The organism is Chryseobacterium sp. (genome assembly GCF_041914225.1).
Taxonomy (GTDB): domain Bacteria; phylum Bacteroidota; class Bacteroidia; order Flavobacteriales; family Weeksellaceae; genus Chryseobacterium.
In genome coordinates this window covers 1-13,787 of sequence record NZ_JAYSDT010000032.1, presented here as the reverse complement: position 1 = coordinate 13,787, position 13,787 = coordinate 1, and the positions used below count along the sequence as shown (strand labels likewise).

Genomic DNA, 13,787 nt, shown 5'->3' with positions numbered 1-13,787 from the left:
AGTGAATGCCAGTCATCACTTCTCAAACATCATTTATCAATTATATCTATGAAGGACAAAAAAAGAGCTATGGGACGCGGCCTGGGCGCCATTTTAAGTGCAGAATCCAAAGCAACGATCAACTCCGCTACTGATGAGGGAGCAGATAAGTTTGTGGGGAATATTGTAGAAGTTGCGCTTGAAGATATCTATCCGAACCCGACGCAGCCGAGAACTTATTTTGATGAAAAAGCATTAAACGAACTTGCACAGTCAATTAAAAATTTAGGTGTGATCCAGCCGATTACCCTGAGAAAAGATGGTGAGAAGTTTGAAATCATTTCCGGGGAAAGACGTTACAGGGCGACTAAAATTGCCGGCTTAACAACTATTCCTGCCTATATTCGTCTGGTGAATGATCAGGAGCTTCTTGAGATGGCTCTTGTTGAAAATATCCAGAGAGAAGATCTTGATGCCATCGAAATTGCTTTGACCTATCATAGACTTTTGGAAGAAATCGGGCTTACTCAGGAAACATTGAGCCAGAGAGTAGGGAAGGACAGAAGTACCATTACCAACTCTATCAGGCTTTTAAGATTAAATCCGGATATTCAGAATGCTATCAGAAGCGGGGAGATTTCTGCAGGACACGGAAGAGCTATTATCAGTCTTGAAAGCGAAGAAGATCAGCAGGTTTTGTTTGATCTTATTATCAAAGAAAAATTAAACGTTCGTCAGGCAGAGCAGGCAGCTGCAGCATTAAAGAATCCAAAGTCTCCGGCTGCTAAAAAAGCAAAAGTGGAGCTTTCCAATAATTATAAAAAAGCCCAGAAGACCATCGCTGACATCCTGGATGTAAAAGTGGAAATCAAAGCTTCTGGAAATGGTAAAAAAGGTAAAATTGTTCTGGACTTCAAAAATGAAGAAGAGCTGGAATATATTTTATCCCATATTAAATAATGAAGAAAATATTTTTCACATTTTTCTTGTGTATTGCTGCACTTGCTTATTCACAAGTAAAACCTATCGATACCGTTCGGATGGAGACTCCTCCGAAAGAAGAACCCCGTGTGGTAAAACCAGGCAAAACAGAAGCAAAGATCATTGAAGATCTTGAGAAAGCCAATGGCCCCACTGCAAAAACCATAAAGCTGAATCCTACCAGAGCAGGATTGTATTCTGCTGTTCTGCCGGGACTGGGGCAGTTTTATAATAAAAAGTATTGGAAAATTCCGATTGTCTGGGGAGCTGTAGGGGCTGGAGTAGGTATTGCTGTATGGAATGATAACCAGTACAAAAAATACCGTGAATATTACGTAGCAAAACTGAACGGAACTCCTAATGAATTTGTGGACAGCCACCCGTGGCTAGATAAAAGAGCCTTAGGAAATGCACAGGACAGAGCCAAAAGACAAAGGGATTATGCCATTGCCATTACAGGATTGATCTATATCCTGAATATTGTAGACGCTGTAGTAGATGCACACCTTTACGAAAGCCGCCATGACCCGGATTTGGTTTTTAAGCCATCGGTTATTCAGGATCAATACGGTTATAGTGCTCCGAAAACGGGATTCAGTTTAAGTTATAGATTTTAAAATACAACATACCTGCAGGAAAACCATATTGAATGCAGGAGTAAAAATAAAAAAGATTATATGAAAATAGCATTAGTTGGTTACGGTAAAATGGGTAAGATCATTGATGAGATCGCACAGAAGAGAGGTCATGAAGTAGTTGCCCGCCTGAAGGAAACCCCAACTGCTGAAAATTTTAATAATCCGGATGTCGTGATTGAATTCTCATTACCGGAAGTGGCTTTTGAAAACATCAAAGCCTGTCTTGAAAACAAAATTCCTGTGATCTGCGGAACTACAGGATGGCTTGAGAAAAAAGCTGAAATTGAAAAATTAGCGGTGGATAACGATACCGCTTTCTTATACGGTTCTAATTTTAGTTTAGGAGTGAATTTATTTTTTGCTTTAAACGAAAAGCTGGCAGATCTGATGAAAAACGTAGATGAATACTCTTGTCAGCTGGAAGAAAATCACCACATCCATAAAAAAGATGCTCCAAGTGGAACCGCAATTTCCATTGCAGAAGGAATCATCCAGAACAATCCGAAATTTGAAGCGTGGAAGCTGGAAGAAACAGAAGGAAAACAGCTTGGTATCTTTGCAATACGTGAAGATGAGGTTCCGGGAACCCACAGTGTATATTACAGAAGTGAAGTTGATGAAATCGAGATCAAGCATACCGCTTTCAACAGAAACGGTTTTGCGCTGGGAGCTGTGGTAGCTGCAGAATGGATCAAAGATAAAAAAGGAAACTTCGGAATGAAAGATGTTTTGGGACTTTAATTTGTAACAAATTCTGTAAATTGCAGACCAATAATACAGAAAATGATGAATAGTGAATTGTAAACAGCGGACTGCTTTTATCATTTATTACTCATCATTTATCATTTATATCATAAGAATAGGCACAAAAAATTTATGAATTATTTTTTAACTTATACAGTATATGTCCTCATACTATCCGTATTGATGGGGATTTCATCTTGGAAACTGTTCAAGAAAATGGGGTACAGCCCTTTATTTGCTTTTATCCCTTTCTACAACTACTTCATCATTCTGAAAGAAACAAAACATCCGAAATGGTGGGCAATTCTGTCTTATCTTCCGATAGTAGGGCCAATCATGATGTCTGTTTTCCACCTTTACTTGGTGAAAAAGTTTGGGAAAACACTTTTCAAAGATCAGATTCTTACGGTGATCCTTCCGTTTATTTACATGGCAGTAATCAACTATTCCAAAGATGTAGAGTTAGAAGATGAAAATGCAAATGACCTGTTCCTTACAGATGAAGAGAAAAATGATAAGAAGAAAGATACATTCATTGGTTCTATTACCTTTGCTGTAGTTTTTGCTACCATCATCCACGTTTTTGTAACCCAGCCTTTTGGGATTCCTACAGGATCTATGGAAAGAACATTATTGGTAGGTGACTTCCTTTTTGTAAATAAATGGAGCTACGGATACAGACTTCCGATGCGCCCGGTAGCAATACCTTTCCTTCAGGGAACCATTATGGATACAGGGCAGAAAGGAAACCCGAAAGATGATCCTAAATCTTATGTAGATGCTGTAAAGCTTCCTTATACAAGAATCTTACAATTCAATAAGCCGCAGAAAAATGATGTGGTGGTTTTTAACTATCCTCAGGATTCCGTACATACAGCGATTGACAGAAAAGATCCTTATGTAAAAAGATGTGTGGCAACAGCAGGTGATACTTTTGAAATGAGAGCCGGAAGACTTTTCGTTAATGGAAAACCGGAAACCGTTTTGGGAGACCAGGAAGTACAACATGCATATGTTGTGAATACTAAAGAACAATTAGATATTCCTACGTTATATAAAGGTTATGGCTTTTTACCTGTAAATGAGGAACAAACAAATAACGGGTTTAAATATACTTTCCTAGGACTAACTGACAGAATTGCTAAAGACATTAAAGAATTGCCGAGTGTAATTGATATGCAAGAAAGTATTTTACCTAAAGGAATGGCTGCAATTCAATATAAAGTGAATGCGGATAAAACAGCATATACAAAAAGTATAGATACTACACAGTCAATATTTCCAGTTAATAAAGCTTGGAACCCTGATTGGTATGGCCCGGTTAGAATTCCTAAAAAAGGAGATGTGGTTGCCATCAATCAGGAAACCCTTCCAATGTACCAGTGGATCATCTCTGAGTATGAGCATAACAGCCTGGAAAAAAAGAACGGAAAAATTTTCATCAACGGAAAGGAAGCAAATCAATATACCATTCAGCAGGATTATTATATGATGATCGGGGACAATAGAGATGCATCACTGGATGCCAGATTCTTTGGTTTCGTTCCTGAAGAAAATATCGTTGGAAAGCCAATGTTTACATGGCTGAGCCTTCAGGGTGCATTTGCAGACAACAGTTCTACTTACCAGGCACCATTTAAAATCCGTTGGGAAAGAATGTTTAAAGCAACCAATACAGGAGAAGCCAATAAAACCTCTTACTGGTGGATTGCAGCAATGATTCTGATCCTGTTCTTTGGTTGGGAGTATTTCATGAAATTGTTCAGAAAGAAAAAAACTGAAGACGATTAATAGAAAAATTAAACTTAAAATAGAATGAAGTATTTGAAAAAATACTTCATTTTTGCATTATGAATATGACGAACGTATTATTGCCGGCATTTTATATGCCCCCAATCTCGTGGTTCTCGGTTTTTTTGAATCCTGAGAATGAAATTGTATTTGAACAGTTTGAAAACTTCCCGAAACAGACTTATAGAAACCGTGCCAATATCTATGGCGCGAACGGAAAATTGTCATTAATAATTCCTATCCACCATAACGGGAAAAGAGAATTTAAAGATATTGAAATTTCTTACCGCGAAGACTGGAGAACACTTCACTGGAAATCTATCAAAACAGCGTACCAGAGTTCCCCTTATTTTGAGTATTACGAAGATAAATTCAGAAAAATATTTGATCTTAAAGAAAAGTTCCTTCTTGATTTTAACCTTAAAGGTATAGAAGTCATCCAACAGATACTGAAAACGGAAAAGGCACACTCTTTGAATGAAGAATATATCAAAAATCCTGAAAGCATCAATTTCAGGGAAAAGTTTTCGGCAAAACTTCCTTCAGAATTTCAGATGGAAGAATATTACCAGACATTTTCTGATAAATTCGGATTTTTGGAAGATCTTTCGGTTCTTGACCTTATTTGTAATAAAGGCCCGGAATCACTGGTGTATATTAAAAATGTAAAACAACAATATTAGGTTACAATCGCTGTTGATAAATTTTCAGGCATAAAACAGATAACGGCGATTGGCATATCTCTTTAAAAATTAAATATCAACATATGAAAAAGGTATTATTAGCTGCAGTTTTTTTAGCAGGTTTTAGTTTCTCTTTTGCACAGGAATCTAAAGCTAAAAGTATTGACCCAAACGAAGATAAAGATCTGATGACATGGTATCATAAAGATTTTGCAACTTCAAAAGTATATGGAGTAAATACTGCAAATGCTTATAAATACTTGGAATCTAAAGGGCTGAAGCCTAAAACCGTAGTGGTGGGCGTACTGGACAGCGGAGTGCAGGTAGATCACCCCGGATTGGTAAAGAACCTATGGTCCAACCCTAATGAAGTCCCTGGAAACGGTAAAGATGACGACGGAAACGGATACATCGATGATGTACACGGATGGAACTTCATAGGAGGTAAAAACGGTGATATTGATATCGATAATATGGAAGTAACAAGGGTTGTTGCTAAATATAAGCCTATTTTCGAAGGAGATGATTCTGCAAAGAATAAAGCCAACCAGGCTAAGATGAAAGATGAGTTTGATATGTACATGCAGGCTAAAGACATGTTTAATAAGAAAAGTGTCGAGGCTCAGCAGAATTTCAGAACTTATTCTATGTTGAACGAATTGATTCCTAATATGGTAAAGTTACTGGCAGGTAAGCCTGTAACTGCTGAAACACTGGCTGCCATCAAGGCACCGACAGATCAGAAAGATGCTATAGCATTGGATTTCTTAGGTCAGATTTCGCAAAGCCCGGAATTCAAAGGAAAATCAGCTGCAGAGTTTGAAAAAAAGATGAAGGAGGAAATGAAGGACGCTATCGATCACTTTGCTCCTGCAGCAAAACAATATGATCTTTCATATGATCCGAGAAAAGAGATTGTAGGGGATAACTATGATGACTATTCTGAAAAAATCTATGGTAACAACCATTACGAAGGACCGGATGCAGAGCACGGAACTCACGTAGCAGGAATTATTGCAGGACTTCCGCAGGGAAAAGAAGTCCAGTACGGAATAGCTTCAAAAGTGGCAAAAATTATGTCTGTAAGAACTGTACCTAATGGAGATGAAAGGGATAAAGACGTTGCCAATGCTATCAGATATGCAGTGGATAACGGTGCTAAAGTCTTAAACATGAGCTTTGGTAAACCTGTTTCGCCAGGTAAAAATTTCGTTTGGGATGCTTTCAAATATGCTGAAGAGAAAGGCGTTCTTTTAGTGAAGGCAGCAGGTAATGAAAATGAAGATGTTGCAGAGCACTTGGCATATCCTACCAATTTTAAAAACGTTACTGATGAAAAACCATTCGTGAGCAATGTTCTTGTCGTAGGAGCAAGCACCAATAAAAATAATGCACTGAGAGCAGATTTCTCTAATTACAATAAAAAAATGGTGAATGTTTTCGCTCCCGGAGAAGAAATCTATTCTACCGTTCCTAAAAACGAATACAAATACCTTCAGGGAACTTCTATGGCTTCCCCTGTAGTAGCCGGAGCAGCAGCTGTTTTATTGGCTTATATGCCCGAATTGAAGCCTTATCAGATTATTGAAGCACTTGTGAAAAGCAGCAATCCGAGTACGGCAAACGGATTTGCAGACCAATCTCAGGCTGGCGGAGTTATCGATCTGAAAAAAGCAGCAGAATATGCTTATACTAATTTCTACAAAGGCAAGACATCAGGCAGTATCAAGCCTTCGAAATCCGTAAAAAAGGCTGTTAAAAAATAATTTATCTTCCTGTGTTTAAGGAGAAAACATAAAGAGTCCGAATTTTTTTCGGACTTTTTATTTTTTATTTTAAAATTTGGCACGGTTTTTTGTAACTTTATAGTAACAAAATAATAAACAACAAAATGAAAAAGTTACTACTTGCAGGGATGTTGGGAACATCACTTTTTGCAGTTTCGTGTTCCTCTGTTAACAAAGCTGCTACATCTCAAAATCAAAGAGCAGATTTCCTGAAAATGAAAGGAGACTGGCAGATTGTGAGCATAGATTACGATAAAGGTTATAAAATTAAGCCTTTTGACGAAGGTGCAGACGCACAGTGCTTCGTAGGAAGTCACTGGAGATTGATTCCTAATAACTGGACAGGAGCTTATACTTTAAACGGTGGTGGAAATTGCCCGGCAATTACACAGCCTATCAAATTTGAAGTAAAAGACGGTAACACGTTTATGTTTAAAAAAATTGCTTCAGGTACAAAAGCAAAACAAAATACGGTAGGTTACAGCCTTACCTTGATCAATCAGTCAACAGATCAGTTTTCTCTTGAGCAGGATGTTCCTTTTGAAGGAGGTAATGTAAAAGTAGTTTACAACTTCCAGAGAACAGGAATGAAATAATTTATCAACATAAAAGATCAGAAAAAATGAAATTTACAAAAACATACGTAGGAGCCCTTTTCTTGTCATCAGCATTATTATTGACGAGCTGTGAAGCGGTTCAGAATTCAAATCACCAACAAAGAGGTACAGCAGTAGGTGTTGCTTCAGGAGCAGTACTGGGAGGTATCCTAGGTAATAATGTAGGTAAAGGAGGAAACGGAGCTATCGGAGCTGTATTGGGAGGTATTATCGGTGGTGTTGCAGGTAATGTTATCGGTAACAAAATGGATAAGCAGGCAAGAGATATTAAAGAAACTTTACCGGGTGCTCAGGTAGAAAGAGTAGGAGACGGTATTAAAGTAACAATGAATGAAAGTATTGTTAACTTTGCTTTCGACTCTTCAAACCTTACTTCTGTTGCACAGACCAACCTTGATAAATTAGCTGAAGTACTTGCCAATAACCCGGATACAAACATCAATATCTACGGTCACACAGACAGCAAAGGTTCAGATGATTACAACCTTAAGCTTTCTCAAAGAAGAGCAGATGCTGTAAAAGCATATTTAACAGGAAAAGGAATTGCATCAAGCAGAATGTTTACAAAAGGTGAAGGTGAAGCGATGCCTGTAGCCAGCAATGATACTGAAGAAGGAAGAGCTAAAAACAGAAGAGTGGAGTTTGCCATTACAGCCAATGAAAAAATGATTAATGATGCCAAACAAGGGCAATAGTTAATTTAATATATAAATATTTTCGTAAAAGACCGCCCCGGCGGTTTTTTTTGTATTTTTATGCTAGCAATTTTGAATTTATTATTTTTGTATTTGAAATAACATAAATGAAGAAATATTTAAAGCTGCTCCGTGTGGAGCAATGGGTGAAAAACCTTTTTGTATTTGTCCCTCTGTTTTTTTCAGGTAATATTACCAACATAGACCTGCTTGTTAAGAGCATTTTCGCATTTTTAATATTTTCCCTTGCGGCAAGTGTTGTGTATATCCTGAATGATTATAATGATATTGAAGCAGACAAAAAGCACCCCGAAAAAAGGAGAAGGCCGCTGGCTAGCGGAGCTATTTCAAAATCAAAAGCCATAGGCATTCTTATAGGTCTTATCATTGCAGATATCGGCCTTGTATTTTTTACGCAACTTTATTTCCATGAAATACTTTGGAAATTTGCAATCATCATAGGATTTTATGTGGTAATGAATCTTGCTTATACATTCAGGCTTAAGCATGTACCTATCATTGATATTTTTATTATTGCCATAGGATTTGTATTAAGGGTTCTGGCGGGTGGTTATATTACCGGAATCAGTATTTCGCAATGGGCGATTCTTTTGACGTTTGTATTGGCGTTGGTGCTGGCAATCGGGAAAAGAAGAGGTGAACTTATCAATGCCCAGGTTTCAGGAAAAACAAGAAAAGCATTGGATGGTTATAACGTTCAGTTTGCAGATATTGCCTTGTCTATTTCCATTACGCTGGCCATAGTATGCTACCTGATGTTTACCCTGTCTCCGGAAGTACAGGAAAGATTTCATGAAAGAGTTTTTTATACGGTGATTTTCGTGGTGTTCGCATTGTTAAGATACCTTCAGCAGACGCTTGTTTACAACAGAACGGAATCCCCTACAAAAATTGTCTACAGAGACCGTTATATACAGGTTACTTTATTGCTTTGGGTAGTTGCATTTTTAATTCAAATTTATTTTAAGAAATGAAGCCTAATTTCACACAGAAAGTTACAAACTGGGGAAATTTCCCGGTAGTAGAGAAAGAAATGAGATCTGAGGACAGTTTCAAAAAAATAAAAGAATTTGTACTCAGCCACAACGAGATTATTGCAAGAGGAAACGGAAGATGTTATGGAGATGCTTCGTTGGGAGAATCTATATTTTCAACGAAAAAATTAAATAAATTCATCAGCTTTGACCGTCTAAACGGAATAATAGAGTGTGAATCCGGAGTACTGCTTTCAGATGTGCTGGAAATAGCTGTTCCCCAAGGATACTTTCTTTATGTTACGCCCGGAACAAAATTTGTATCAGTAGGAGGTGCTATTGCTTCTGATGTTCACGGGAAAAATCATCACGCGGAAGGATGCTTTTCAGAATATGTCATTGAATTTAAACTCATGACTGAGAATGGTGAAATTATTACCTGTTCCCGGGAAGAAAATTCAGACAGGTTCTGGGCAACTATTGGCGGAATGGGGCTTACGGGAATTATTCTTACAGCAAAATTTAAACTTAAAAATATAGAATCTGCTTATATCCGTCAGGAAAGCATAAAGGCAGACAACCTGGATGAGATATTTAAGCTGTTTGACGAAAGTGAAAACTGGACCTACACCGTTGCATGGATTGACTGTCTTCAGAAAGGAAAAAATATCGGCAGAAGTATCCTGATGAGAGGAGAGCATGCTTTCCAGCACGAGCTTCCACAAAACTTTTCAAAAACTCCTTTGAGGCTGAAGAAGAAATTTTCTCCTACAGTTCCGTTTTATTTTCCGGGGTTTGTATTGAATGCGCTTACTGTAAAAATTTTCAACTGGCTGTATTATAAGAAGCAGTCAAAAAAAGAAGTAAAAAACTTTATCGATTACGAGACGTTTTTCTATCCTCTGGATGCAATCAATGACTGGAATAAAATCTATGGAAAGTCCGGTTTTATTCAGTATCAGATGGTAATCCCTAAAGAAACAGGAAAAGAGGGAATGAAAAGAATCCTTGAAACCATTGCTAAAAGCGGAAACGGATCTTTCTTAGCTGTTTTAAAACTTTTTGGGAAAAATAATCCTCAGGCATACAACTCATTTCCTGTAGAAGGGTATACATTAGCGCTGGATTTTAAAGTCAATTCAAAGCTGAAAAAGCTTGTAGATCAGCTGGATGCTATTGTTCAGGAGTTCGGAGGAAGAATTTACCTTACCAAAGACAGCATGAGCAGATCATCGCTAACCAGTTACCTTAAAAATATTCAAAATCCTAAATTTGTGTCGTTACAGCACAAAAGAATCATAAATAATAACTCATAATGATAGTTCTGGGAAGTACATCCGAAGTGGCACAGGCTTTTGTGGAAAAAGCACTTCAGGAAGGAGAAAAGTTTGAAAAAATTTATCTTTTTACCTCAAATAAAGAAACTACAGAGCGTTTTGCAAGACATATTGATGTAAAGTTTCTTCAGCAGGCGGAAGTCATTGATCTGGATCTGACGAAAGAAATTGATTACAACAGATTTGATCATATCAATTCAAATGTATTATTTTGTGCCGTAGGATATTTAGGGGAAGGAACAGAAGAAGGATTGTATGATAACAGAAATACAGAACGTATCATTGACATCAATTATTCGAAACTGGTTCCTGTAATGAATTATTTTGCCCATAAATTTGAAAGCAGAAGATCAGGAACAATCATTGGCCTTTCATCAGTAGCAGGTGACAGGGGAAGGCAGAGCAACTTTATCTATGGAAGCGCAAAGGCTGCTTTTACTGCCTATCTGAGTGGTTTGAGAAATTACCTTTTTGATAAAAAAGTTCATGTGCTTACAATAAAACCCGGGTTTATGGCGACCAAGATGACAGAAGGCCTGCCTTTAAACCCTAAATTGACAGCAACACCCAAACAGGCAGCTGCCTGTATTTATAAAGCCTTCAAAAAGGAAAAAAACGTGGCATATGTTTTGCCGGTTTGGAGTATTATTATGATGATTATCAGGAATATCCCTGAGTTTATATTCAAAAAATTAAAGCTTTAAAAATGAAAAAATTGTATTGTTTTGATTTTGACGGAACCCTGACGTATAAAGATACTATGTTTATGTATCTTAAATTCTACGATTCTACGAAATACCGTATACAATTTTTGAGACATGTACCTCTCTTTATCCTGCTGAAGCTGAAACTGGCTGAAACTGAAAAAGTGAAGAAAAGTTTTATAGGCTCTATTTTAAAAGGTCAAAGCCAGGAAAAGATCGAACAGAAATCTAAGCAGTTTTTTGAACAGCATTATCCTAAAATTGTGAGGGAGAATGCATTAGACTTTATAAAAAATATCGATAGGAATAATACACAGAGTTTATTGGTAACCGCTTCATTGGATATCTGGGTAAAACCTTTTGCTGAAGAACTTAAAATGGAGCTGGTTTCTACGCGGGCAGAGTTTAAGAACGGAGTTTTCACAGGAAATTTTGTGGGGAAAAACTGTAACGGGAAGGAAAAACTGATAAGAATTAAAGAAGAAATCAACGATTCAAAGTACGATAAAATTATTGCATTTGGAGATACTTCCGGAGATCGGCCAATGTTGAAATGGGCAAATGAAGGACATTACCAATTTTTTCATTAATTTTGGGAGATAAAATTGTAAAAAATGAAAAGCCTGTTAATTGCATGTGCGGTAATCTTTATGAGCTGTGCAGCTACACCGTCTCAAAAGAGTGCTGATAGTCAGCATGACGCAGAACTTATTGTATCCCAGTCACAGGGAGGTGCAGCGCAGGCAGGTTTTAGAATTATTAAGGAAGAAGCAGATTTTCGTAATACAATTAAAGGAAGTTTTGGCGTTATAGGCCCGGAAGGAGATGGATCTTACATCAAATACCCGCAATTTCCTAAAAATAAAAAAGTTGTTTTATACAATCTGGGAACCTTTAGATCAGGAAGCCACACCATTGATGAGATCAAAAGTGTATCTGTGAAAAATAAAATTTTATATGTGGAAGTTCCGGCCGGAGCACCATCCGGTGGAATGGAAATTCAGGTAATTTCCAACCCTTGGTTTATTTTCACTGTTCCTGCAGATTACCAGTTTACCTCCGTAGAATTAAAATATTCAAAATAATAATGGATAAAGTATATTTAGATAATGCCGCAACCACTCCGCTTGCAGAAGAAGTTATAGATGCAATGGTTGGCACTATGAAGATGAATTTCGGAAACCCGTCTTCAACGCACAGCTTTGGACAGGAAGCAAAAATCCTTATTGAAAATGTAAGAAGACAGGTTGCAGACTATCTTCATGTAACTCCCGCTGAAATCATTTTCACTTCCTGTGGAACAGAATCCAACAATATGATCATCAAATCCTCGGTAGAACACCTTGGAGTAGAAAGAATCATCAGCTCTCCTCTGGAGCACAAATGTGTTTCTGAAAGTATTCTGGATATGAAAAGCAGAAAAGGAGTAGAAGTAAACTATATCCGCCCGAATGAAAAAGGAGATATTGATCTTGTTAAATTAGAAGAGCTTTTAAAAGCATCAGATAAAAAAACACTGGTAAGCTTAATGCATGCCAACAACGAAATAGGAAATATCATCAATCTTAAACAAGTTGCACAGCTGTGCAAAGAGCATAATGCGCTTTTCCACTCGGATACTGTACAGACAATGGCTCATATGAACCTGGATTTCTCTGATATCCCTGTAGACTTTGCTTCCTGCAGTGCTCATAAGTTTCACGGGCCAAAAGGTGCCGGATTTGCATTTATCAGAAAGGCAACAGGATTAAAAGGAATTATCACCGGAGGACCACAGGAAAGAAGCCTTAGAGCAGGAACTGAAAATGTTTGCGGTATTGTAGGGCTGGGGAAAGCATTGGAGCTTTCTCTGAATCATATGGAAGAATATACCCGTCATATGCAGGATATCAAAGATTATGCAATTGAAAGGCTTTCTGCAGAAATTGAAGGTATAAAGTTCAATGGAAGAAGTGCTGAAAAGGAAAACAGTCTTTATACGGTTTTAAGTGCATTACTACCTTATAAAAATCCATTGATAGGACTTCAGCTGGATATGAAAGGAATTGCAATCTCTCAGGGTAGCGCGTGTTCGTCAGGAGCATCAAAACCTTCAATGGTAATGATGATGGTGCTTTCTGAAGACGAAATGGATCACTGTACGCCATTGCGTATCTCTTTCAGCCATATGACGACCAAATCGGATATTGATGCCTTAGTAAATGCACTGAAAGAAATTTCAAAAGATTACACTATAGAAAAAACTAATGTTGAGCATAGATAGTCTTGTGCTCTAAAAATCGTAATTTTGAATATCCGATAAGAGGATAAAAAAGAAAATAATATTAATAAAATAAAAGAAACAAAAATGGCTTTAGAAATTACAGACAGCTCATTTCAGGATACGGTTTTAAAATCAGACAAACCGGTATTAGTAGACTTCTGGGCAGTATGGTGCGGACCTTGCAGAACTTTAGGACCAATCATCGAAGAAGTAGCATCAGATTTTGAAGGTAAAGCAGTAGTTGGGAAAGTAGATGTGGATAACAACCAGGAAATCTCTATGCAGTATGGTATCAGAAATATTCCTACAGTTCTTATCTTTAAAAACGGAGAAGTAGTAGATAAATTAGTAGGTGTAGCTCCAAAAGAGGTAATCGCTGAAAAATTAAGTGCTCACTTATAAAAAAAATAAGTTTGATAATGAATGCCTTCCAGTATTGGGAGGCTTTTTTTCTAAAATAATTTGCAGATAACAAAAAAAGATGTAATTTTGCAACCACGAAAAAGAAACGATGTTCTTTAAAAAATGATCCGGTAGTTCAGCTGGTTAGAATGCCGCCCTGTCACGGCGGAG

Annotated in this window: 15 protein-coding genes; all 15 read left to right on the top strand. The window is 37.4% G+C overall.

Features of this window, described 5'->3' with window-relative positions; genetic code table 11:
* Positions 1-48: 48 nt before the first annotated feature.
* Positions 49-939: a ParB/RepB/Spo0J family partition protein gene (locus ACE3RB_RS14040; RefSeq protein WP_002981266.1), complete on the top strand. Its 891-nt coding sequence runs from the start codon at positions 49-51 to the stop codon at positions 937-939.
* Positions 939-1,577, top strand: coding sequence for a DUF5683 domain-containing protein (locus ACE3RB_RS14035; protein WP_332386002.1), 639 nt, complete (start codon positions 939-941; stop codon positions 1,575-1,577). Before ACE3RB_RS14040 ends, ACE3RB_RS14035 begins: the two co-directional genes overlap by 1 nt.
* A gap of 60 nt (positions 1,578-1,637) precedes the next feature.
* Positions 1,638-2,339, top strand: a complete 702-nt coding sequence (gene dapB / locus ACE3RB_RS14030) for a 4-hydroxy-tetrahydrodipicolinate reductase (RefSeq protein ID WP_374464778.1) — start codon at positions 1,638-1,640, stop codon at positions 2,337-2,339.
* A gap of 135 nt (positions 2,340-2,474) precedes the next feature.
* Positions 2,475-4,133, top strand: coding sequence for a signal peptidase I (gene lepB, locus ACE3RB_RS14025; protein WP_374464777.1), 1,659 nt, complete (start codon positions 2,475-2,477; stop codon positions 4,131-4,133).
* A gap of 59 nt (positions 4,134-4,192) precedes the next feature.
* Positions 4,193-4,816, top strand: a complete 624-nt coding sequence (locus ACE3RB_RS14020; RefSeq protein WP_232721830.1) for a WbqC family protein — start codon at positions 4,193-4,195, stop codon at positions 4,814-4,816.
* An 83-nt stretch (positions 4,817-4,899) separates the two neighbouring features.
* A complete protein-coding gene (locus ACE3RB_RS14015; RefSeq protein ID WP_374464776.1) occupies positions 4,900-6,582 on the top strand; it encodes a S8 family serine peptidase in 1,683 nt (560 codons plus the stop codon).
* Between the two features lie 125 nt (positions 6,583-6,707).
* Complete coding sequence (locus ACE3RB_RS14010; RefSeq protein ID WP_374464775.1) at positions 6,708-7,199, top strand: hypothetical protein; 492 nt, start codon at positions 6,708-6,710, stop codon at positions 7,197-7,199.
* Between the two features lie 26 nt (positions 7,200-7,225).
* A complete protein-coding gene (locus ACE3RB_RS14005) occupies positions 7,226-7,915 on the top strand; it encodes an OmpA family protein (protein ID WP_002981254.1) in 690 nt (229 codons plus the stop codon).
* Positions 7,916-8,022: 107 nt separating this feature from the next.
* Entirely contained in the window at positions 8,023-8,910 is an 888-nt protein-coding gene (locus ACE3RB_RS14000; RefSeq protein WP_374464774.1) for a decaprenyl-phosphate phosphoribosyltransferase, read from the top strand.
* The gene (locus ACE3RB_RS13995) at positions 8,907-10,226 is read left to right on the top strand and encodes an FAD-binding protein (protein WP_374464773.1); all 1,320 of its coding nucleotides are present in this window, start codon (positions 8,907-8,909) and stop codon (positions 10,224-10,226) included. The genes ACE3RB_RS14000 and ACE3RB_RS13995 overlap by 4 nt, the downstream gene beginning before the upstream one ends.
* A complete protein-coding gene (locus ACE3RB_RS13990) occupies positions 10,226-10,951 on the top strand; it encodes an SDR family NAD(P)-dependent oxidoreductase (protein WP_278354046.1) in 726 nt (241 codons plus the stop codon). Before ACE3RB_RS13995 ends, ACE3RB_RS13990 begins: the two co-directional genes overlap by 1 nt.
* Before the next feature lie 2 nt (positions 10,952-10,953).
* Positions 10,954-11,541 carry an HAD family hydrolase gene (locus ACE3RB_RS13985; RefSeq protein ID WP_002981245.1) on the top strand — a complete coding sequence of 196 codons (588 nt, stop codon included), beginning with the start codon at positions 10,954-10,956 and terminating at the stop codon, positions 11,539-11,541.
* A 24-nt stretch (positions 11,542-11,565) separates the two neighbouring features.
* Positions 11,566-12,036, top strand: a complete 471-nt coding sequence (locus tag ACE3RB_RS13980) for a hypothetical protein (RefSeq protein WP_374464772.1) — start codon at positions 11,566-11,568, stop codon at positions 12,034-12,036.
* 2 nt (positions 12,037-12,038) lie between these two features.
* On the top strand, positions 12,039-13,214 hold the full coding sequence (locus ACE3RB_RS13975; RefSeq protein ID WP_374464771.1) for a cysteine desulfurase family protein: 1,176 nt from the start codon (positions 12,039-12,041) through the stop codon (positions 13,212-13,214).
* An 84-nt stretch (positions 13,215-13,298) separates the two neighbouring features.
* Positions 13,299-13,616, top strand: a complete 318-nt coding sequence (gene trxA / locus ACE3RB_RS13970; RefSeq protein WP_027374941.1) for a thioredoxin — start codon at positions 13,299-13,301, stop codon at positions 13,614-13,616.
* Positions 13,617-13,787: the final 171 nt, after the last annotated feature.